This window comes from Lentzea sp. NPDC042327, assembly GCF_040647275.1.
GTDB lineage: Bacteria > Actinomycetota > Actinomycetes > Mycobacteriales > Pseudonocardiaceae > Lentzea.
In genome coordinates, this window is sequence record NZ_JBEZBX010000005.1 from 352,370 (window position 1) to 373,251 (window position 20,882).

The 20,882-nt window shown below is 71.4% G+C and carries 24 protein-coding genes; 10 read left to right on the forward strand and 14 right to left on the reverse strand.

Features of this window, described 5'->3' with window-relative positions; translation table 11 throughout:
- Positions 1-11 precede the first annotated feature (11 nt).
- On the reverse strand, positions 12-1,025 hold the full coding sequence (nusA, locus tag AB0A63_RS15430; protein ID WP_360390734.1) for a transcription termination factor NusA: 1,014 nt from the start codon (positions 1,023-1,025) through the stop codon (positions 12-14).
- Positions 1,022-1,546: a ribosome maturation factor RimP gene (rimP, locus tag AB0A63_RS15435; protein WP_360390736.1), complete on the reverse strand. Its 525-nt coding sequence runs from the start codon at positions 1,544-1,546 to the stop codon at positions 1,022-1,024. The genes nusA and rimP overlap by 4 nt, the downstream gene beginning before the upstream one ends.
- A gap of 127 nt (positions 1,547-1,673) precedes the next feature.
- Here rimP and AB0A63_RS15440 point away from each other — a divergent pair, with 127 nt between their 5' ends.
- The gene (locus tag AB0A63_RS15440; protein ID WP_360390739.1) at positions 1,674-2,117 is read left to right on the forward strand and encodes a hypothetical protein; all 444 of its coding nucleotides are present in this window, start codon (positions 1,674-1,676) and stop codon (positions 2,115-2,117) included.
- The gene (locus AB0A63_RS15445; RefSeq protein WP_360390742.1) at positions 2,114-2,536 is read left to right on the forward strand and encodes a ferritin-like domain-containing protein; all 423 of its coding nucleotides are present in this window, start codon (positions 2,114-2,116) and stop codon (positions 2,534-2,536) included. Before AB0A63_RS15440 ends, AB0A63_RS15445 begins: the two co-directional genes overlap by 4 nt.
- Here AB0A63_RS15445 and AB0A63_RS15450 read toward each other — a convergent pair.
- The 4 genes from AB0A63_RS15450 to AB0A63_RS15465 are packed head-to-tail and all read right to left on the reverse strand — an operon-like array spanning position 2,533 to position 5,716.
- Positions 2,533-3,285 carry a hypothetical protein gene (locus tag AB0A63_RS15450; RefSeq protein WP_360390744.1) on the reverse strand — a complete coding sequence of 251 codons (753 nt, stop codon included), beginning with the start codon at positions 3,283-3,285 and terminating at the stop codon, positions 2,533-2,535. The two genes, AB0A63_RS15445 and AB0A63_RS15450, sit on opposite strands and share 4 nt — an antisense overlap.
- A 55-nt stretch (positions 3,286-3,340) precedes the next feature.
- Entirely contained in the window at positions 3,341-4,294 is a 954-nt protein-coding gene (locus AB0A63_RS15455) for an aminotransferase class V-fold PLP-dependent enzyme (protein WP_360390747.1), read from the reverse strand.
- Positions 4,287-4,751, reverse strand: a complete 465-nt coding sequence (locus AB0A63_RS15460) for a DUF4442 domain-containing protein (protein ID WP_360390749.1) — start codon at positions 4,749-4,751, stop codon at positions 4,287-4,289. The genes AB0A63_RS15455 and AB0A63_RS15460 overlap by 8 nt, the downstream gene beginning before the upstream one ends.
- Before the next feature lie 11 nt (positions 4,752-4,762).
- Positions 4,763-5,716: a nucleotide disphospho-sugar-binding domain-containing protein gene (locus AB0A63_RS15465; protein ID WP_360390751.1), complete on the reverse strand. Its 954-nt coding sequence runs from the start codon at positions 5,714-5,716 to the stop codon at positions 4,763-4,765.
- A gap of 22 nt (positions 5,717-5,738) precedes the next feature.
- Here AB0A63_RS15465 and AB0A63_RS15470 point away from each other — a divergent pair, with 22 nt between their 5' ends.
- Positions 5,739-6,296, forward strand: coding sequence for a sugar O-acetyltransferase (locus AB0A63_RS15470; RefSeq protein WP_360390754.1), 558 nt, complete (start codon positions 5,739-5,741; stop codon positions 6,294-6,296).
- A gap of 4 nt (positions 6,297-6,300) precedes the next feature.
- Positions 6,301-6,708 (forward strand): YjbQ family protein, encoded by a 408-nt coding sequence (locus tag AB0A63_RS15475; RefSeq protein ID WP_360390757.1) that lies wholly within the window; start codon positions 6,301-6,303, stop codon positions 6,706-6,708.
- Here the strand turns inward: AB0A63_RS15475 and AB0A63_RS15480 are convergent.
- Together AB0A63_RS15480 and AB0A63_RS15485 are read right to left on the reverse strand one after the other, a co-directional pair.
- Entirely contained in the window at positions 6,604-7,122 is a 519-nt protein-coding gene (locus AB0A63_RS15480; RefSeq protein WP_360390760.1) for a hypothetical protein, read from the reverse strand. The genes AB0A63_RS15475 and AB0A63_RS15480 overlap by 105 nt on opposite strands.
- The gene (locus AB0A63_RS15485; protein WP_360390763.1) at positions 7,071-7,358 is read right to left on the reverse strand and encodes a hypothetical protein; all 288 of its coding nucleotides are present in this window, start codon (positions 7,356-7,358) and stop codon (positions 7,071-7,073) included. The genes AB0A63_RS15480 and AB0A63_RS15485 overlap by 52 nt, the downstream gene beginning before the upstream one ends.
- Before the next feature lie 120 nt (positions 7,359-7,478).
- Here AB0A63_RS15485 and AB0A63_RS15490 point away from each other — a divergent pair, with 120 nt between their 5' ends.
- A complete protein-coding gene (locus AB0A63_RS15490; RefSeq protein ID WP_360390766.1) occupies positions 7,479-8,477 on the forward strand; it encodes a hypothetical protein in 999 nt (332 codons plus the stop codon).
- Positions 8,478-8,480: 3 nt separating this feature from the next.
- On the opposite strand, the gene AB0A63_RS15495 is transcribed toward AB0A63_RS15490, so the two are convergent.
- Positions 8,481-8,828: an antibiotic biosynthesis monooxygenase gene (locus AB0A63_RS15495; protein ID WP_360390769.1), complete on the reverse strand. Its 348-nt coding sequence runs from the start codon at positions 8,826-8,828 to the stop codon at positions 8,481-8,483.
- Between the two features lie 115 nt (positions 8,829-8,943).
- Complete coding sequence (locus tag AB0A63_RS15500) at positions 8,944-10,689, reverse strand: proline--tRNA ligase (RefSeq protein WP_360390772.1); 1,746 nt, start codon at positions 10,687-10,689, stop codon at positions 8,944-8,946.
- Between the two features lie 136 nt (positions 10,690-10,825).
- Here AB0A63_RS15500 and AB0A63_RS15505 point away from each other — a divergent pair, with 136 nt between their 5' ends.
- The gene (locus AB0A63_RS15505; RefSeq protein ID WP_360390774.1) at positions 10,826-11,185 is read left to right on the forward strand and encodes a VOC family protein; all 360 of its coding nucleotides are present in this window, start codon (positions 10,826-10,828) and stop codon (positions 11,183-11,185) included.
- 455 nt (positions 11,186-11,640) lie between these two features.
- Here AB0A63_RS15505 and AB0A63_RS15510 read toward each other — a convergent pair whose 3' ends face one another.
- Complete coding sequence (locus AB0A63_RS15510) at positions 11,641-12,606, reverse strand: GNAT family N-acetyltransferase (protein WP_360390777.1); 966 nt, start codon at positions 12,604-12,606, stop codon at positions 11,641-11,643.
- 86 nt (positions 12,607-12,692) lie between these two features.
- On the opposite strand from AB0A63_RS15510, the gene AB0A63_RS15515 reads away from it, so the two are divergent.
- From AB0A63_RS15515 to AB0A63_RS15530, 4 genes are all read left to right on the forward strand, one after another.
- Positions 12,693-13,448, forward strand: coding sequence for a class I SAM-dependent methyltransferase (locus AB0A63_RS15515; protein WP_360390778.1), 756 nt, complete (start codon positions 12,693-12,695; stop codon positions 13,446-13,448).
- A gap of 139 nt (positions 13,449-13,587) precedes the next feature.
- Complete coding sequence (gene yaaA / locus AB0A63_RS15520; protein ID WP_360390780.1) at positions 13,588-14,316, forward strand: peroxide stress protein YaaA; 729 nt, start codon at positions 13,588-13,590, stop codon at positions 14,314-14,316.
- Positions 14,317-14,584: 268 nt separating this feature from the next.
- The gene (locus AB0A63_RS15525) at positions 14,585-15,493 is read left to right on the forward strand and encodes an RIO1 family regulatory kinase/ATPase (protein WP_360391482.1); all 909 of its coding nucleotides are present in this window, start codon (positions 14,585-14,587) and stop codon (positions 15,491-15,493) included.
- Positions 15,494-15,725: 232 nt separating this feature from the next.
- Positions 15,726-17,258, forward strand: a complete 1,533-nt coding sequence (locus AB0A63_RS15530; protein ID WP_360390782.1) for a DEAD/DEAH box helicase — start codon at positions 15,726-15,728, stop codon at positions 17,256-17,258.
- Positions 17,259-18,012: 754 nt separating this feature from the next.
- Here AB0A63_RS15530 and cobA read toward each other — a convergent pair.
- The 3 genes from cobA to AB0A63_RS15545 all read right to left on the reverse strand — a co-directional run bounded on the left by cobA (position 18,013) and on the right by AB0A63_RS15545 (position 20,822).
- A complete protein-coding gene (gene cobA / locus AB0A63_RS15535) occupies positions 18,013-19,215 on the reverse strand; it encodes a uroporphyrinogen-III C-methyltransferase (protein ID WP_360390785.1) in 1,203 nt (400 codons plus the stop codon).
- A gap of 51 nt (positions 19,216-19,266) precedes the next feature.
- A complete protein-coding gene (locus AB0A63_RS15540) occupies positions 19,267-19,962 on the reverse strand; it encodes a PIG-L deacetylase family protein (RefSeq protein ID WP_360391485.1) in 696 nt (231 codons plus the stop codon).
- 83 nt (positions 19,963-20,045) lie between these two features.
- Positions 20,046-20,822 (reverse strand): serine protease, encoded by a 777-nt coding sequence (locus AB0A63_RS15545; protein WP_360390788.1) that lies wholly within the window; start codon positions 20,820-20,822, stop codon positions 20,046-20,048.
- Positions 20,823-20,882 lie beyond the last annotated feature (60 nt).

The window sequence follows — 20,882 nt, forward strand, 5'->3', positions numbered from 1 at the left end:
TCCCCTGGAGCTCATTCAGCCGAACTGGATGTGACCGCTCCGGCAGCCGGAGCCTCCGCGTCGCTGCGGATGTCGATGCGCCAGCCGGTCAGGCGGGCGGCCAGACGGGCGTTCTGCCCCTCCTTGCCGATCGCCAGCGAGAGCTGGAAGTCGGGCACCACGACACGGGCCGTCTTGGCCCGTTCGTCGAGCACCCGCACGGACACAACCTTCGCTGGTGACAGGGCATTCCCGACGAAGGTGGCCGAGTCGTCCGAGTGGTCGATGATGTCGATCTTCTCGCCACCGAGCTCGTGCATGACGTTGCGCACACGGGCTCCCATCGGGCCGATGCAGGCGCCCTTGGCGTTCACCCCGGAGACCGTCGACTTCACCGCGATCTTCGAGCGGTGACCTGCCTCACGTGCCACCGCGGCGATCTCCACGGTGCCGTCCGCGATCTCCGGGACCTCGAGGGCGAACAGCCGCCGCACGAGGTTCGGGTGCGTGCGCGAGAGGGCGATCTGCGGGCCGCGGGCGCCACGGGAGACGCTCACGACGTAGCACTTGATCCGCTCGCCGTGGTTGTACTGCTCGCCCGGCACCTGCTCGGCCGGCGGCAGCACGCCCTCGGTGTCCCCCACCTGGACGACGACCATGCCGCGGGCGTTCGCGCGGGCGTCGCGCTGCACGACGCCGGCGATGATCTCGCCCTCCTTGGTGGAGAACTCACCGAAGGTGCGCTCGTGCTCGGCGTCGCGCAGGCGCTGCAGGATGACCTGGCGCGCCGTGGTGGCCGCGATCCGGCCGAAGCCCTCCGGGGTGTCGTCCCACTCCTCCTGGACCACGCCGTCCGGGCCGAGCTCCTGCGCGAGCACGCGCACGACCCCGGTCTTGCGGTCGATCTCCACCCGCGAGTGCGAGTGGTGCCCTTCGGTGTGCTTGTAGGCGGTCAGCAGTGCTGACTCGATCGCCTCCAGGACCGTCTCGAAGGGGATGTCCTTTTCACGTTCGATCGCCCTCAGGGCGGCGATGTCGACGTTCACCTCGGCTCCTCCTCCGGTGCTTTCCGAGTGAGCCGAGCCAGTTCCTCGACCGGCGGCTGCTTGAACTCGATCTCCATTACCGCGCGTTCGACGTCGCGGTACTCCACGCGCTTCAGCTCGCCCTGGTGCAGCAGCTCGACGCCGCTCTCGTCGCACTCGCCGACGCGGCCGAACCACTCGACCCGGTCCGGCTGCTTGACCTTCACGAGGCGCAGGTGCGCGCGCTTCCAGTGGCGCGGGTGCGTGAGGGGCCGGTCGACACCCGGCGAGGTGACCTCGAGGGTGTACGGCCCGTTGATCAGGTGGTCGTGCGCGTCGAGCGCGGCGGACACCACGCGACTCGCCTCGGCGACCTCGTCGAGCCCGATGCCGTCCTCGCCGTCCACGACGACCTTGACCAGACGGCGGCGCCCAGCCTGATTCACGTCGAGTGCGTCGAGGTCGAAGCCGGCGGCTTCGAGCGCTTCCCGCACAACGGGTGCTAGCTGCGCGGCAAGCTCTCCGCGCGGCGGGCTGGACACGTGGTGTCTCCTTCAGTTCGAACGCATGAAAACCCCGACCGACGGTGTTTCGGCGGCCGTGGGCGCCCAGGGTATCTCGTTCGCCCGCCTGCCACCGCCCCACCGTCCGCTGGCAAGATTGGTTCGCGTGATCTCCGAATCGGTCAGCCGCCGCCGCGTGCTGCTCGCGGTGGCCGCCGCACCTCTGGCCGTTGCGTGCACCACAGAACCTCCCCCGCCCCCGCCGCCGGACCCGTTGTCGGCGCTGGCGGCGCAGGCGCGTTCGGACGCGGCGCTGGCGACGTTGCTGACGGCGGTGCCGGCCGCCGCGGAGGTCGCGAAGGCCCGTGCGGCGCACGCGCAGCTGTTGCAGGCGGAGGTGGACCGCGAGCGCCCGCCGCTGTCGTCTGCGGTGCCGCCCGTTCCCCCGACCCCGCCGCAGCCGCCGAACCCGGTCGCGGCGCTGCGCTCGGCGCTGGACGAGTCGGTGCGCGCCGCGTCGGAGGCCGTGGCTGCGTTGCCGTCCTACCGCGCGGGCCTGGTCGGGTCGGTGGCGGCGGGCTGCGCCTCGCTGCGGGAGGTGCTGGCGTGAGCACGGAGGCGGTGCAGACCGCGCTGGGCACCGAGCACGCCGCGGTGTGGACCTATGGGCTCGTATCGGCGTTCCTGGACAACCCGGCGGTCGCCGAGGGCGCGAACGCGCACCGCGCGCGCCGGGACACCACGGAGCGATGGCTGAAGGACCACAACGCGACGCCGAACCCGCCCGCCGCGGCATACCTGCCGCCGTCGCCGGTGTCGGACGGGCTGTCGGCGATCGCGGCCCTCGTCGCGGTCGAGCAGGACGCGTGCGCGGCCTGGCGCGGGGTGCTGGAGCGGACCGACGACGCGGCGCTGCGCACGAGTGCGCTGGACGCGTTGACGACGGCGGCGGTGCGGGCGACGCGGTGGCGCAAGGCCGCGGGGACCACTCCGGCGTCGATCACGATGCCGGGCGTGGCCTCCGGCTAGTTCCCGATGGAGGACGCGAGGCGGAGCGCGTCCTGGGAGACCTTCTTCATCTCCTTGTTGTGCGCGAGCGCGTCCTGGCCCTTCGTCAGCGCGTCCGACTCGACGATCACGACCTCGCGGTCGCGCACCTCGGAGGCGTACCCGCCGTTGGCCAGCGTCGTCAGCGGCGGGACGCTCACGGCCTTGTCGAGCACCAGGTCCTTGATGTTGCCGGTGCCGTTCTGCTCAGTGAGCTCCTTGAGCTTCCTGGCCTCTTCCGCGGTCTTCATCCGCACGACGGACACCGAGGAGTACACGGTGCGCCCGTCGGGCAGCTTGGCCGTGTAGAACGCCCGCGTCAGCTGGACGCACGGGGTCGCCTTCAGGAACTCCTGCGTCTTGGTGGTGGCGTGGGCGGCGCAGTCGCTGTCCTTCACCGGCTCCGGCAGCTGCGGCGAGGTGGTGAACTCGAACTCGCCCGCGGTCTTCTGCGGGGCCGCCGCCGGCTTGTCGACCGGGTCGGTGGGTTGCAGCACCCACCACACGAAGCCGGACACCACCGCCACGCCGACCAGTGCGAGCGCCCTGCCGAACCAGATCCGCTTCGGCGTCTGCGCCGGCCGCTGCTGTTGTTGTTGTTGCTGCTGCTGCGGGGGCAGCTCACCGCGGCGGCTGTCCATGATCGACTGCAGCTTCACGAGCTCGTCGGCCGGGTAGAGCGGAGCGGTGTCGGTCGGCCTCGGTGGGAAGCGAGGCAGGTTCTGGGTCACCTCTTCGGGTGATTCGCGTGGTTCCGACACAAGGACCCACGGTAACGGACGGCGTTCAGCTCAGCGCTGCGAGCACCCGATCAACGTCTTCGGCCGTGTTGTACAGGTGGCACGCATATCGGGTCCTACCTGCGCGAACGGACGAAACGACGCCTTCGGCGGCCGGCTCCCCCACTGAGACGATCGCCGAGCCGGTGGGCGGCAGACCCATTCCGGTGAGGAGCCGATCCGTCAGACCGACACAGTGCGCACGCACGGCCGTGAGGTCCAGCGAGGCCACCCACGGCAACGCGACCGCCGCACCGACGTGCGCGAACCACGTCGGTGACAGGTCGAACCGCCGTGCGTCCGGGCGCAGCAGCAGATCGGTGCCGTAGTTCTCACCCGTGCTGTACCAGTTCGCCGCCACGGGCCGCAGCGACTCGAGCCGGTCCGGCCGCACCGCCAGCCACGCGGCACCGCGGGGTGACATCAGCCACTTGTAGGCCACGCCGACGACGAAGTCGGCCCACTCCAGCGACAGCGGCATCCAGCCGGCCGCCTGCGACACGTCCAGCAGCACCGGTTTGCCCGACGCCCGCAGCGCGCCGAGGTCCGCGACCGCGCCGTCGGCCGACTGCACCACGCTGACCGCGACGAGGTCGCACTCGTCGATGGAGGCGGCGATCCGGTGGCCGGCCGCGACGAACGGCAGCGAGACGCTGGTGAACTCGCCCGGTTCGACGAACACCCTCGACCCGGCCGGCAGTGACTGGGCGACCAGTGACGCGAACTGCGAGACGGTGGCGCCGCACGCGACCGACGTCGCGGGCACGCCCACGAGCTGTCCAAAGGCCGCACGGGAGGTCTCGACCGCGTCGGTGAACGACGAGGACGTGTCCTGCCCGCGCCGCCAGCGTTCGTGGGCGGCGGCCACCGCGTCGGCGACGTGCCGCGGTGGCACGCCGATGGACGCCGTGTTCAGGTACCCCGGCTCGACGTCGAAGACCACCCCGAACGCCTCACGCACGGGCGAGCTGCTTGCCGCGCTTGCGCCGCGCGTACACCTGCTTGCGCACCTTCGCGATCACGGTCCCATCCTGCCCGACCACGTCGGTGTCGAACCAGAGCAACGCCTTCGCGCCGGACGACGTCTGCTCCAGGACCTCGGACACGTGCTCGTCGGTCAGCCGGAACTCGGCGCGCACGGTGCCGCGGCCGGGTGCGACGAACTCGATCTCACCGGCCCGGTCCCACACCACGTGCTCGCCCTTGAGCTGGTTGAACAGCAGCAGCACCCAGAACGGGTCGGTCATCGCGAACAGCGAGCCGCCGAAGTGGGTGCCGAAGAAGTTGCGGTTCCACGGGCGCAGACGCATGCGCACGCGCGCATACCGGTAGTCCGGCGAGATCTCCTCGACGTGGACACCAGCGAACAGGAACGGCGGCCACAGGTTCATCCCGCGGCGCAGGCGGCTTGCCTTCATAAAAAACAGTGTTACACAACGTTCGCCAGACTGTCCGCAACTTCCTCCGGCGACGGCATGTGACGTATCTCCCGGGCGATCTGACCAGCGGCTTCCCGGTACCGGCCGTCCGTCAGCAGCAGCCGCGCGCAGTCCGCGATCGGCCCCGCGCTGAACGCCTGCGGCCGCACCGCAGCACCGGCCGCGACGAGGGCGGTCGCGTTGGCGGACTGGTCGGCGCCCTGCGGCAGCACCACCTGGGGCACCCCGGCGACCAGCGCGCCCAGCATCGTGCCGCTGCCGCCGTGGTGGACGACGACGTCGGCGTACCGGAGCACCTCGGCCTGCGGCAGCCACGGGTGCACCGTCACGTTCGGCGGCACGTCGGTGAGCTCGACCCGCGGCGCGGCGACCACCACCTGGACGTCGGAGAGCTTGCCGAGCCCGACGACCGCCTCGGCGAGCAGCTCGCGCGTGCCGAACGCGGTGCCGAGCGTCAGGTAGACGAGCTTGCCCGCCGTGCGCACCGGGACCTCGCCGGGCGGCGCGAACGGCACCGGCCGCAGCGGGATGCGGTCCTGCTCCAGGAAAGCCGGGTCCTGCAACGAGGGCGGGCAGATGTCGACGTGCCGCCCGCCCTCCGGCCGCACCAGCCCGATGCCGTCCGGGAACATCCGACCGAACCCGTGCCACACGGCGGGGAAACCGCGCCGCCGCGCCTCCGACACCACCTCGGGCACCGCCCAGCCGCCGACCACGAGGTCGGGCAGCAGCCGTTCCAGCTCCTGGGCGATGTCCTCGGCGTAGATCTCCCCGAACACCAGGCCCGGCCGGAACGGCCGCAGCCCGAGCTTGCCCAGCACCGGGTGCATCTCCTCGCCGACGGCGAAGTGCACCTCATGGCCGGCATCGCGCAGTGCGACCGCCAACGGGATCAACGGATAGGTGTGGCCGACGGCGGCCATGCTGGCGAACAGCACACGCATGCCGTGACGATACTGAGTCCCCATGGGAACCAACCGCGACAAGATGATCAACGGCGAGCCGTACCTGCCCGCTGACCCCGAGCTGGACGCGGACCGGCGGCGCGGCTGGCGGGAGATGGCCCGGTTCAACGCGCACGACCCGGAGGACCTCGACGGGATGTACGCGATCCTCAAGGGCTTCGTCGCGGAGATCGGCGAGGGCACGACGTTCATGCAGCGCCTGCAGATCGAGTACGGCTACAACACCCGCGTCGGCGCCAACAGCTTCATGAACTACGGGGGCGTCATCCTCGACTGCGGCCCGGTCACCATCGGCGACCACGTGATGATGGGCCCGAACGTGCAGCTGCTGACCGCGTTGCACCCGATCGAGGACCACGACGCGCGCATCGCGGGGTGGGAGACGACCGCCCCGATCGTCATCGGCGACAAGGTGTGGTTCGGCGGCGGTGTGATCGTGTGCCCGGGAGTGACCATCGGCAACAACACGGTCGTGGGCGCGGGCAGTGTCGTGACGCGTGATTTGCCTGCTCACGTGCTCGCGGTCGGCAACCCCGCGCGGGTGGTTCGTAAGATCTGAGGTCATGCGCAGCGAGGAGATCCAGGTCCGCACCGGTGCCGAGGAGGTCGTGCACGACCTCACCCGCGAGTGCGAGCGGTTCCTCCAGGAGGAGAACGGCGACGGCCTGCTGCACGTGTGGGTGCCGCACGCCACCGCCGGCGTCGCGATCATCGAGACGGGCGCGGGCAGCGACGACGACCTGCTGACGGCGCTGGAGCACGTCCTGCCCCGCGACGTGAGGTGGCGGCACCGGCACGGCACCCCGGGCCACGGCCGTGACCACGTGCTGCCCGCGCTGGTGCCGCCCTACGCGACGATCCCGGTCCTAGGCGGCGTGCTGGCGCTCGGCACCTGGCAGTCGGTCTGCCTGGTCGACACCAACGTCGACAACCCCGTCCGGACGGTCCGGCTGAGCTTCCTGGCCGGCTAGCACCAGCACCAGCCCGGCCAGCGCGATCCCGGCGAACACCCACCACGCCGTGCCCGCCGAGCCGTCGTGCCGCACCGCCCGCAGGCCCTCGGTGGCGAACCGGAACGGCGTCCACGACCACAGCGCCACCCGGTAGACGGGGTTCAGCAGCTCCGGCACCTGGCCGGCCACCGCGGGCGCCATCAGGTAGAGCACGCCGAGGACGCCCATCGCGCGGATGCCGAGGTGCTTGAACAACCCGGCCTGCAGCAGCGCGAACGCACCGGCGACGGCGAAGAGGAACGCCAGCGCGCCACCGGTGAGGCCCGCGCCCCACCACGCGAGCAGACCGGTCACGGACCCGACGGTGAGCACGGCGGCGGTCACCGCGGACAGGAGCCGGAACCGGGTGCCCCTGAGCAGCACGAACAGCACGCCGGCGACCATCCCGCCGATCCACAGGAGACGGCGGGTGCCTCGACCCGCACCGGCAGTCCGGCGCCCTGGGCCACCCCGGTCAGCACCTGCTGCGCGACCTGCGTGCCGGACGGGTTGACCGCGGGGTCGAGCCGGACCACGGCCTGGCCGGGCGTGATCTCCAGGACGCCGTAGACCTCCCGGCCGGCCAGCAGCGCCCGCGCCTCGGCGGCGGTGACCAGCGCGGTGCGCATCGCGACCTCCAGAGTTCATCATGTGTTGAATTCGATGGCCGCGACGGTACGCCGGTCACGATCTGGAAGTCAACGCTTGATGAATTAAGGGCTGTCGGGGTCACGAGGTACGGTTTCCCCGTGACTTACCCAGGTGGCGGCGGCGGGCAGGGCGGCTGGAACGAGCAGCCCGGTTGGGGTCAGCAGCAGGGCGACTACCCGACCGGTGGCTACCAGGGCAGCGGCGCCTACCCCCAGCAGGAGGGCCACGCGCAGCCGGTCGGCTACCCGCAGACCGGTGGCTTCCCGCAGCAGCACCAGGGCTACAACAGCGGGTACGGCGGCCTGGGCGTCTACGGCGGGGGCGGGTTCGACCAGCAACCGCCGAAGAAGAGCAAGACGACGCTGTGGGTGGTGCTCAGCGCGGTCGTCCTCGTGCTGCTGGTGGGCGGCGGTGTCACGACGTACCTGATCATGAACAAGTCCGGCGACCCCGGCGCGCAGCCGACGACGTCGGCCTCGGCGTCGTCGACCCCGCCGACCACGTCCCAGCAGCCCAACGGCGCCGGCACGTGCAAGGACGAGAGCTGGCAGTGCGTCCAGACCACGCTCGGCTACACCTACCAGGTGCCGAAGGACTGGACCCAGGTCGACGACCGGGTCCCGGTCGAGGGCTTCGAGGGCGTTGCGCTGTCCAGCGTGACCTCGTACGGCGACTACAAGTGCGAGGAACGCTCCTACACCAAGGGCACCAACGGCGGCGCGTTGCTGGACAAGGGCGACATCAACGCGGTCGCCACGAACTTCACCAAGGCCGTCGCCACCCAGTACTACTCGTCGGGCGGCGCCCCTCAGGTCGCGCTGACCGAGCCCAAGCCCGTGAAGATCCAGCACACCCAGAAGGACGGCAAGAAGATCGTCGTCGAGGGCGTGCAGGTCGACGCCACGGTCACGCAGACCGCGAACAAGTGCCTGGCGTCCAAGGGCATGGTCAAGGTCCTGCTGCTCAACGGCACCGGCAAGCTGCACGCGCTGGTGGTGAACGGCGACCTCGAAGGCGGGGGTGGCGGCGACAAGCCACCGCTGCTCAAGGAGACCGACCTGCAGAAGATGATCGACTCGCTGCAGCCGAACACCTGACCCCTACTGCTCGCGCGTGAACCCGTGGCTGCGCTCCACCTTCGCGACGTGCAGCGTGTAGCTCTGGTACCAGTCGTCCCGTCCGCGTTGCTGTGCCGCGCGGTGTTCGGCGTTGGTCCGCCACTGCGCGAGCGCTTCGGCGTCGCGGAAGTAGCCGACGGTGATGCCCAGCCCGCCGGGGTTCTGCGCGTGGTCGATGCCGAGGAACCCGGGAACCTCCCTGACCAGTTCCTCCATGCGCGCGTTCGTGTCGCGGTAGCCGCTCTGCTCCTGCGTGCGCACGGTGGTGAAGACCGCCACGTAGTAGGGCGGTTCGAAGGCCTGCACCGGGACCGGCGGCTGATCGCTCATGGCGTCACCGTAGGGCGGGGGCACCCTGCGATCCACCGACTTTTCGCGACGTCCAGAACGCGGGAACGCCGGGCCGCGCGGTGTTCCCGCGCAGACCCGGCGTCCGGTCGTCCGACTAGCCCCTGACGACGGCCACGAGGTGGTCGACGGCCTCGGCCACCGGCACCTCGACGCGCTCGCCGGAGCGGCGGTCCTTGACCTCGACGACCCCGTTCTGCAGGCCGCGGCCGATCACGAGGATCGTCGGGATGCCGATCAGCTCGGCGTCGGCGAACTTCACGCCGGGGCTCGCCTTGCGGTCGTCCAGGAGCACCTTCACGCCCTTGGCGTCGAGCTGCCGCGCGAAGTCCTCGCCGGCCGCGGTCAGCGCCTCGTCCTTGCCGGCGATGACGACGTGCACGTCGGCGGGCGCGACGTTGCGGGGCCAGATCAGGCCGCGGTCGTCGTGCGACTGCTCGGCGATCGCCGCGACCAGGCGCGAGACGCCGACGCCGTACGAGCCCATGGTGATGCGGACGGGCTTCGAGTCCGGGCCCAGCGCGTCCAGCGAGAACGCGTCGGCGTACTTGCGGCCCAGCTGGAAGATGTGGCCGATCTCGATGCCGCGCGCGGCGACCAGCACGCCCTTGCCGTCGGGCGACGGGTCGCCCTCGCGGACCTCGGCGACGTCGATGACGCCGTCGGGGGTGAAGTCGCGGCCCGCGACCAGGTCGACGACGTGGTGGTCGGCCTTGTCCGCACCCGTCACCCAGGCGGTGCCGGTGACGACGCGGGGGTCGGCGAGGTAGCGCACGCCGTTGTCCTGCAGCGCCTTCGGTCCGATGTACCCCTTGACCAGGAAGGCGTTCTTCGCGAAGTCGCCCTCCTCCAGCATCGCGACCTCGGCGGGCTCCAGCGCGGCCTCGAGGCGCTTGAAGTCGACCTCGCGGTCACCGGGGACGGCGACGGCGAGCAGCTCCCACTCCTTCGTGCCCGGCTGGCGGGTCTTGATGAGAACGTTCTTCAACGTGTCCGCCGCGGTGAACTTGCGGTCGGTGCTGGCGTTGAGGAAGTCCACCAGGCTGTCGATGGTGGGCGTGTTCGGCGTGTGGTGCACCTGCGCGGCGGGCTTGTCCTCGACCGGCTGCGCGGGGGGCACGGGCGTCCGCACGGCCTCGACGTTGGCCGCGTACCCCGACTCGGTGGACTTGACGAAGGTGTCCTCACCCGTCTCGGCGACCGCGAGGAACTCCTCCGACGCCGAGCCGCCCATCGCACCGGACGTGGCGGAGACGATCACGTACTCCAGGCCCAGCCGGTCGAAGATGCGGATGTAGGCGTCGCGGTGGTCGCGGTAGGACTGGGTGAGGCCCTCGTCGGTGAGGTCGAACGAGTACGAGTCCTTCATCAGGAACTCGCGCCCGCGCAGGATGCCCGCACGGGGCCGCGCCTCGTCCCGGTACTTCGTCTGGATCTGGTACAGCGTGACCGGGTAGTCCTTGTACGAGCTGTACTCGCCCTTCACGGTGAGCGTGAACAGCTCCTCGTGCGTGGGGCCGAGCAGGAAGTCGGCGCCCTTGCGGTCCTTGAGCCGGAACAGGTTGGGGCCGTACTCCTCCCACCGGTTCGTCGCCTCGTAGGGCTCCTTGGGCAGCAGCGCGGGGAACTGGATCTCCTGCGCTCCGAAGGCGTCCATCTCCTCGCGGACGACGGCCTCGATGTTGCGCAGGACCTTGAGCCCCAGCGGCAGCCAGGAGTACCCGCCCGGCGCGACGCGGCGGACGTAGCCTGCGCGCACCAGCAGCTTGTGGCTGGGCACTTCGGCGTCCGCCGGATCCTCGCGAAGGGTGCGCAGGAACAACGACGACATCCTGGTGATCACGGTGGGTACTCCTCGTTCACGGGCTGTTGGAGCAGCCTACTGGTTGGTGCGCGCACGAACGTGCACGCGGTGCTTCCCACGGGTCCTGAGCTGCACGAACCCGAAACTGTCAGACCCGCTGAGTAGCGTCCCTGCCATGTCCCTGACCATCGCCATGATCACGATCGACACCGGCGACGCGCGCAAGCTCGCCGACTTCTGGACCGCCGCCCTGGGCACCGCGGTGCAGAACGACTGGGGCGAGTTCATCGTCCTCGCCCCGACTGCGGAGGGCGCCCCCGCACTCGCCCTCCAGCAGGTGCCGGACGTCACGCCGGGCAAGAACCGCGTCCACCTCGACTCCCACGTCCCCGACCGCTTGGCCGAGGTCGCACGCCTGGTCTCCCTCGGCGCCACCGAGATCGGGGTGCACAGCGTCCCCGGCCTCGTCTGGTCGGTGCTGACGGACCCGGACGGCAACCAGTTCTGCGTCGGCCAGCCCGGCGAGGAGCTGTAGGCGCCACGGACGTCTCGGCGCCGGTCCGGGCCCTGGAGCTGGCCTGGGTCTGGGGCCGCCCCGGCCAGCGTCACCTCGAACCCGCTGCGCTCGTGCACGCCGAGCGCTCCGGGGTCGAGCCGGCCGCGCACCACCCCGGACCCGTGCGTTCACACGCCGAACGCCCAGGTCCGAACCGGTCGTGTCCCGCCCAGGCAGCCCTGCCGCGTCCAAGCCAGTACTCGGCTCACCCGCGCAGCCCTGCCCGCCCTGGTCCCCCGCTCCAGCCGATCCGGACCCGCCCAGCAGCCCTGCCGCGCCCAAGCCGACACCCGGCCCACCCGCGCCCAGCCCTGCTCACCCGGTCCGACAAGCCGAGCCTGATCCGTCCGACCAGGCCGTCCAGCCCGGCCCGTCCAGCTCGGCTCGGCCAGCCCTTCCCGCTCAGCCCGGCCAGCCCGGCCCGACCCCGTCCGTCAGACGAGCTCGACCGGCACGCCGTAGTCGACCCACGTCCGCGCCACCCGGAACCCGGCCCGCTCGTACACGCCGAGCGCCCCGGTCGAGTTGGCCGTGTCGACCGACAGCCCCGCCCGCTGGTACCCCTGCGTCCGCGCCTGAGTCAACGTCCAGCTCAGCAACGCCGACGCCAGGCCACGACCGCGGTGCGCGCTGAGGGTTCCGACGTCGCCGATCCAGAGTTCGCGGACGCCGGTCTGCTCCTCGACGGCCGGGTAGTGGCGGGCCAGCACGAAACCGACGACCGCACCGGAACCGTTGTCCAGTGCGAGGAAGGAGGTGTCCGGCACGAACCTCTTGCTGTCCGTGAAGGACGCCGCCCACTCCTGCGGCGTGCGCTCGGTCGAGCCCCAGTGCTCGGCGAAGGTCGTGTTCACGACCCGACGGGTCTCTTCGGAGCGGTCGGGGGTGAACGGGACGACCGAGTAGCCCGGCGGGACCGGGAGCTGGGCGAGTGACTCGCCCAGTGCCACCTCCATCTCGTGGAAGTGGCGGTCCGCGGTGAAGCCGAGCGACGCGCACAGTGCGACGTGGCCGGCCGAGCGGCTCTCGACCATCGTGGTCGCCACCAGCGGTACGGCCGGGTGGGTGGCCAGGTGCAGCGTCCGTGCCATGGACACCATGCGCGGCAACAGCTCCCGGCCGATGCCGCGGCGGCGGAACGACGGGTGGACCATCCCGTCGATCCGCAGGCGGTGGACGTCGGCGGGCTTCGCGCGCGGCTCGAGCAGGCCGTAGGCGACGAGCTCGGAGCCGGCCAGCACGGCGAGCGAGGTCGTCGGCAGGTCCGCCTTGGCGAACGACTGGGCGAAGTCCTCTTCGGACAGCAGTTCGCCGGTGTCGTCGGCGGCTTCCGCTGCCGTGCACAGCGCGGTGACCGCGGGGATGTCCGCGGTGGTGAGCGCGCGCCACACGAGTTCCACGACGGTCGAAGCTACGCGGAGGTGATGCCCTCAACAACTGAATAACGCGTTGCCCGGCAGCCGCTGCGGGGCCATGCTGCCCGACGATGACGACTCCAGAGATCACGCCGCTGTACGACGACGTCACGTTCCACGGACCGCTGTCCGCGGACAGGGCCGCGCGCCTGGTCGACTCGCTGCTGCCGCTCGACGGCGGGCACGTGCTCGACCTCGGGTGCGGGTGGGCGGAGCTCCTGCTGCGCACGCTCGAGGCCGCGCCCACCGCCACCGGCACCGGTGTCGACCTCAAGGAGGACGACATCGCGCACGGCCGCGCCAACGCCGAACGGCGCGGGCTGTCCGGGCGGGTGAGCCTGCACGTCGCGGACGTGGCCCGGTGGCAGCCGGACCGCCCGGCCGACGCCGTGATCGTCAACGGCGCCACCCAGGTGTGGGGCGGAGACCCGTTGCAGCACACCGAGAACGCGCTCGTCGCGGCCAAGGGACTGCTGCGCCCTGGCGGGAGGTTGTTGCTGGGCGAGGGTTTCTGGGAGCGGGAACCGACGAGCGCGCAGCTCGCCGCCATGCCGGTTCCGCGCGACCAGTACCGCTCGCTGGCCGGGCTGGTCGACCACGCGCTCGGCCACGGTTACCGGCTGCTCGCGGCGGAGCAGGCGAGCCTCGATGAGTGGGACGTCTTCGAGAACGGCCACGGACTGGCCTGGGAACGCTGGTTGCGCGCCAACCCGGACTCCCCGCACGCCGAGGAGGTCAGGGCCAGGGCCGACCGGCAGCGCACCTACCGGCTGCACGGCTGGCGGGGCGTGCTCGGCCTCGCCTACCTGACGCTGCAGGCACCCTAGGCGGCCGGCGGGCCGACGAAGCCGCGCCGCACGCACCGTGACCAGGCTGGCCGCGTCCCAACGGGCCCGACCGTCCACGCCGTCCGGAGGCGCCACGCAGGTCCGGCGGTTCCACGGCGTTGGCCTAGGCTTGCGAACCGTGCTGGTGCTGCTTCCCCCGTCGGAGACCAAGGCGATCGGCGGCGACGGCGCGCCGCTCGACCTCGACGCGCTGTCGTTCCCCGAGCTCAACCCGGTGCGCGACAAGCTGGTGTCCGCGCTGGCTGATCTCGCGGCGGACGTCCCGGCGAGCCTCAAGGCGCTCGACATCTCCGAGCGGCAGGTCGACGAGGTGCACCGCAACGCGTCCCTGCGCACGTCGGGAACCACGCCCGCACTGCTGCGCTACACCGGCGTGCTCTACGACAACCTCGACTTCCCCTCGCTCCGCAAGGCCGAGAGGGAACGCGCCTATCAGCGGCTCGCGGTCGCGTCCGCGCTGTTCGGGGCGGTGCGCGGCGGTGACCCGGTGCCCGCGTACCGGTTGTCCGGCGGCAGCGCCCTGCCCGACCACGGCAGCCTGCGCACGCTGTGGAAGCCCTCGCTGGAGCCGGTGCTGAGGGAGGCGGACGAGTTCGTCGTCGACCTCCGTTCCGGCGCGTACTCCAGCCTCGCGAAGATCCCGCACGCCGTCGTCGTCCGGGTGGTCACGAGCGAAGGCAAGGTCGTCAGCCACTTCAACAAGGCGCACAAGGGGCTGCTCGCGCGCGCCATCGCGAAGTCCAGCGCGGAGCCGGCGGACCTGAAAGGCCTGGTCAAGCTCGCGCGGAAGGCCGGGTTGACCATGGTGCCGACGGGCGAGAAGACGGCCGACCTGATCACGGCGTAATTCGGTTGCGGGCACCGGGCCCGCACGGCAGACTCTTCCCCGAAGCGTGACAACGGAGCTGGATCGAGGAGGTGCGACATGTCAGAGCCTGTCTTTGGGCGCGGCACCGCACTCGCGACCCGTCCAGCCGCCCTTCGCGCCTGATCAGCACCGTTTGATCGCAGAGCGCCAGTGGGGCGGTCACCTTCAGCTCTTGGGAGACCCCACCGTGCGCGAGCACGATCTCTACGAACGTTACGAGTCTGCTTTCGAAGGCGCCGACGACACCATGCGGCGCAAGGGAAAGCGCACCACCAAGCGCGGCGATGACGCGGAGCCCACCCGTCGCGGCCGCATGACCGAGGCCGAGAAGGTGCGCGTCGCGCGAGTGCGCGAGGACCAGCTCAGCACGGCCGACACCCCCGAGGACGGCGACCGCTGGTCCACGTGGGGCGACGCCGAGCAGGGCCCGAAGCCGCACCCGAGCTGGCTCATCACCGAGCTGGCCGCGGTGGACCGCGAGCTCGGCATCGTGAAGACCGGCAAGGAGGCGGACGTCTTCCTGCTGGAACGCGCGATCGGCGAGCGGTCGAGCCTGCTCGCCGCCAAGCGCTACCGCAGCAACGACCACCGGATGTTCCACCGCGACGCGGGATATCTGGAGGGTCGCCGGATGAAGAAGTCCCGCGAGATGCGGGCGATCCAGAACCGCACCGCGTTCGGGCGCAACCTGATCGCGGAGCAGTGGGCGGTCGCGGAGTTCGCCGCGCTCATCCAGCTGTGGCAGATCGGCGCGCCCGTGCCGTACCCGGTGCAGCGCAGCGGTACCGAGCTGCTGCTGGAGTTCATCGGGGACGCCGAGGGCAACGCCGCGCCGCGGCTCGCCCAGGCGCGCCCGGACGAGGACGAGCTGCTCGACCTGTGGCGGCAGCTGGTCGCGACGCTGATGACGCTCGCGGAGGCGGGCCTGACGCACGGCGACCTGTCCGCGTTCAACCTGATGGTCCACGACGGCCGGTTGATCATGATCGACCTGCCGCAGGTGGTGGACCTGGTCGCGAACCCCCGCGGCGTGGAGTTCCTCGACCGCGACGTCCGCAACATCTGCGGCTGGTTCGCCGCGCGCGGCCTGCCACCGGAGATCGGTGAGCCGTCCGCGCTGGTGGCGACGCTGCTGGACGTGGCGGGTATGGGGTGACTCACCTTGCGCGCCCGGCCGTGTCCAACGACACTGCCGGGCGCGCCGGTCACTCGCACTGATCAGCTAGACTGTAAGAGCACCGATGCAGGCTTGACCGCCGTTGACCGGTGCGTCCACCTACTCATTCAGGCGTGCACACCACGCCGGGCTCGTCCTTGTGAACTGGCACCGCGACAAGCGCGGGGCAGCCTTGAGACGTGCCATGTCTCGGAGGTTTGTTTTGCCATCAATGTCCGAAGGCCGTTCCGAGCGCGCACAGAGCCGCAGGTCACCGCGGCGCCGCTCGGGTCGCCAGGGCAACTCCTCACGCCCGCAGCAGCGGGTCGAGGAACCGATCGTCGCCGAGCACTTCGAGAGCACGCTGCCGGAAGGCCCGCTGCCCTCGTTCGCCGAACTCGGCCTGGCTGACGCGCTGATCAAGTCGCTCGTCGCCAACGACATCACCGCACCGTTCCCCATCCAGGCCGCCACCCTGCCCGACGCGATGTCGGGCCGGGACATCCTCGGCCGTGGCCAGACGGGCTCCGGCAAGACGCTGGCGTTCGGCCTCGCCATGCTGACCCGCCTCGCGGGCGGCCGCTCCACGCCGCACAAGCCGCGTGGGCTGATCCTCGTCCCGACCCGCGAGCTCGCGATGCAGGTGGAGACGGCGCTCATGCCGCACGCCCGCGCGCTCAACATGTGGTGCCGCGTGGTCGTCGGCGGCACGTCGTTCCCGCGCCAGATCGACCACCTGCGCCGCGGCGTCGACCTGCTGATCGCCACGCCGGGCCGGCTGTCCGACCACGTCCGCCAGGGGACCTGCGACCTGTCCCAGGTCGAGATCACCGCGCTGGACGAGGCCGACCAGATGGCCGACATGGGCTTCATGCCCCAGGTCCGCGCGATCATGGACCTGACCCCGCAGGACGGCCAGCGCCTGCTGTTCTCCGCGACGCTCGACGGCGACGTGGACAAGCTGGTCCGCCAGTACCTGCACAACCCGGTGACGCACTCGGTGGCCCCGGCCACCGCGAGCGTCACGACGATGGACCACCACCTGCTGTTCGTGTCCGCCGAGGACAAGCAGAACGTGGTGACCGAGGTGGCCGCGCGCGAGGGCCGCACGATCATGTTCGTGCGCACCAAGCACCACGTCGACCGCCTGGCCAAGAAGCTGCGCTCGGTCGGCGTCCACGCCGGCGCGCTGCACGGCGGCAAGGCCCAGAGCGCCCGCACCCGCGTGCTCGGCGAGTTCCGCGAGGGCACCACGCCGGTCCTGATCGCGACGGACGTGGCCGCCCGCGGCATCCACGTGGACGACGTCTCGCTCGTCGTGCACGTCGACCCGCCGGCCGACCCGAAGGACTACCTGCACCGCGCGGGCCGCACCGCGCGCGCCGGCCAGTCCGGCACGGTCGTCACGCTGGTCACCCACGACCAGCGCCGCGCCGTCCAGGGCATGGCCGCTCGCGCGGGCATCCGCCCGGAGAGCACGAAGGTCCGCCCCGGTGACGAGGACCTGATCCGCATCACCGGTGCCCGCCTCCCCAGCGGCGAGCCGGTCGTCGAACGCGAGAAGCCCGCCCGCCGCTCCGGCGGCAGCGGCCGTCGCTTCGGCGCCCCCGCGGCCGGTGGCCGCGGAGAGTTCCGCGGCGGCTCCGGTCGCCGCTCCGAGGGCGGCGAGTTCCGCAGCGCCCCGCGCCGCCCAGCCGGCGAAGGCGGCGGTCCCCGCCGCGGCGGCAGCACCACCGGGCGCCCGCGCCGGGCGCCGCAGCACTGATCGACTGATCTGACGAGGGCCGCTTCCCCGGGTTGGGGAGGCGGCCTTCGTCGTCGGCGGTCAGCTCGCCCGGGCTGGCTGCCGCGGACGTGGCACCGCAGCTCCGGTCGGAGGGCTGTTCTTGGCGTTGACGGGCAGTCATTCGTGCCGCCCTGCCGACCTGTTGATTTGACGAGGGCCGCCTCTCCGGTCGGGGAGGCGGCCCTCGTCGCGCGCCGAGTTGTCCACAGATCGCCGAGCGGTGGGTTGACACGGCCGGATCTTGGTTAAGTTGAGTGGAGGTGGGTGGTCTGCCCCCAGGGAGGGCGGGGCCCTGCCCTGCGCCGGATTTTGACTCGCGGGACCCGGCTTGCGCCGTCACCGGGCCGCGGGCTCGACTCGCGCCGTCACTGGGCTGCAGGTCCGACTTACGCCGTCACTGGGTTGCGAGCCTGGCTCGCGCGGTCGCTGAGCTGCGGGCCCGACTCGCGCGGTCACCGGGGCTGCGAGCCTGGCTCGCGCCGTCACCAGCCCGCAGGTCCGACTCACGCCGTCACCAGGCTGCAGGCCCGACCTGCGCGGTCGCGCCGCCGGGTCAGCAGTGCGCAGACGCTGGCCACCCAGCCATGTTCAGCCGGTCGGCGCGCTGACGGACGGAGTGGTCGCGAGCGAATTCAAAAGTGACCGGCGCTGTGGGTCATGGCGGCGCAGGAACCGGTGGACCTGCGGGGCCCACCGGTCGAGCGGCGTCGAGCGGCGTCGAGCGAGAACCCGGCTAGGCGGGCGCGATGTCGGCCACCGGGCCGACCACGATGATCGCCGGCGGGCGCACTCCCCAGGCCACGACGTCCGCGCCCAAGGTTTCCAGAGTGGACCGGTACACGCGCTGTGCGGAGGTGCTGCCCTCCTGCACGACGGCGACGGGTGTGCTGCCGGGGCGGCCTTCCATCAGCGCCGTGGCGAACGCACCCGCGCGTTCGACGGCCATCATCAGCACGACTGTGCCCTGCAGCCGTGCGATGGCGGGCCAGTCGACGAGGGAGCGCGGGTCGTCCGGTGCCACGTGACCGGAGACGACGACTACCTCGTGTGCCACCCCTCGGTGCGTCACGGGTACACCGGCCAACGCGGGCACACCGAACGCCGACGTCACGCCAGGTACCACGGTCACCGGGATGCCGGCCTCGGCGCACGCGAGCAGCTCCTCGAAGCCGCGGCCGAAGACGTACGGGTCGCCGCCCTTCAGGCGGACGACGAACTTGCCCTCCTTGGCGCGGTCGACGAGCGTCTGGTTGATGAAGTCCTGCGTCGCCGCGCGACCGTAGGGGATTTTGGCCGCGTCCACGACCTCGACGTGCGAGGGCAGTTCCTCCAGCAGTTCGCGGGGGGCGAGGCGGTCCGCGACCACCACGTCCGCCTGGGCCAGCAAGCGCTTGCCCTGCACCGTGATCAGCTCGGGGTCGCCGGGGCCGCCGCCGACCAGGGCGACGCCGACCGGCGGGGTGGACTGGTCGGCGATCCGGCCGTCGCGCAACGCCGCCACGACGCCGTCGCGCACCGCTGCCGAACGGCGGTGCTCACCGCCGGCGAGCACGCCGAGCACCATGCCGTCGTGCGAGCCCACGGCCGGTGTGACCGCCGTGCCCTCCACGGCGATGTCCGCGCGCACGCAGAACACGCGCTGTGCGAGCGCCTCTTCGCCGATCTGGGCGTTCACCTCGATGTCCGACGTGCACGCCAGCACGTACCAGGCGCCTTCGACGTCCCCCGGCTCGAACAGCCGCTCGTGCCACGTCAGCTCCCCCGCGTCGACCATGCCCTGCACGGCGGGGGTCACGACGGGCGAGACGAGCTCGACGACGGCGCCGGAGGCGATCAGGCGGGGCAGGCGCCGCTGGGCGACGGTGCCTCCGCCGACCACGAGGACGCGCCGGCCCCGGAGATCGAGGCCAACCAGGTAGTGCTGTTCAACGGGCATGCGTAGAAGCATCCACACGAGACCGGCCGTGTCCAGCCGAAGGGAACATGGTCACAGGCGCAACAGCTCGAAAGACGTCGCCAGGACGCCGCCGAACCGCTGGCCGACGGCCTCCGCCATGCCGCGCAGGAACGGTTCCGGCTCGGCCATGTCCCCGCTCAGCGCATCGAGATACGCCTTGTGGGCGCGCAAGGACTCCACGGAAGCGTCGAACGAGCCGGTGATGTCCACGGCGTGCGTGGCCATCGGCGAGGATGCCGCCGCCACGTACCGGACACCGTTCCACGGCTCGATGTCCAGATCCCGGAACACCCACCGGTTGCCCGCGTCGCGCACGGCGTCGACAGCGGCCCGGCCGACCGCGATGTGGTCGGCCATGTTGAGGTTTCCGCTCGGCCACGTTTCGCGGAAGTTACCGGTGATCACGAACTCCGGCCGGTGCCGGCGGATCGCGGCCGCGATGTCGCGCCGCAGCGGCAGCCCGTACTCGATCATGCCGTCCGCGTGGTCGAGGAACTCGACCTCGGTCACGCCGACGGCCGCGCAGGACGCGATCTGCTCCTCGACCCGCAACGGCGCGCACTCCTGCGGTGAGAGCGAGTCGATGCCCGCCTCACCGCGGCACGCGAGCAGGTACGCGACCTTCTTGCCCTGGGCGGTCCACCGCGCGATGGCGCCCGCACCGCCGTACTCCATGTCATCGGGGTGGGCGACGACGACCAGCGCGCTCGCCCAGTCCTCCGGCATTGCTTCCAGATCCGTCACCCGGGCAGCATACGACCGCGCACCCCGGGTCCACTGTGGACGCGGGGTGCGCGGTGGCGAAGTGCTTACAGCTGAGCGGTGATCACCGAGTTGTACGGCGCGATCCGCGCGTACACGCCGGGGTAGCCGGCGCCGGCGCAGCCGCGGCCCCAGGACGTGGCACCGATGAGCTTGCCGCCGTAGACCAGCGGGCCACCGGAGTCGCCCTGGCAGGTGTCGACGCCGCCCTGCGGGAAGCCCGCGCACACCATGGAGGTGTTGCTGTACTGCGAGTAGGCGGTCTTGCAGGTCGAGTCGGACGTCAGCGGCACGTTCGCCTGCAGCAGGTAGCGCGACGCCGAGCCACCGGAGGACGTGGTGCCCCAGCCGAGGATCAGCGCGGAGTTGCCCGCGGCGTACAGCGCGGTGTCGGACGGCGTGGCGAGCGGCAGGGTCGCCGAGCTGATGTTGCGGTCCAGCGTCAGCACGGCCACGTCGTAGCCGGCGGTCGCGGTGGTGTAGCTCGGGTGCGACCAGATGCGGGTCACGTTCGCGACGGTGCCCGCGGTGCTCTGCTTGTCGTCACGGCCGTGCACCACGCGGGTGCTGGAGGCCGAGCGGCCGGCGACGCAGTGGGCGGCGGTGACGACCTTGTTGGCCTTCACCAGGGTTCCGCCGCAGAACTGCGAACCGGTGGTGGAAGCGAGGTAGACGACCCACGGGTAGGTCGCCGTGCTGGCGCGCGTACCACCGACGATCATCGGCGAGACGTCGTCGGCGTTGGCTGCGGGAGCCGTGAAGAAGATGCTCGCGAGAGCGGAGACCACGACAGACAAGATCAGGCGACGCAGGGTTTTCGCCATGTTGCCAGTCCTTCCCGATGACGCTGTGTGTGCAGGGTGTCCAGCGGCGGCACACACAGC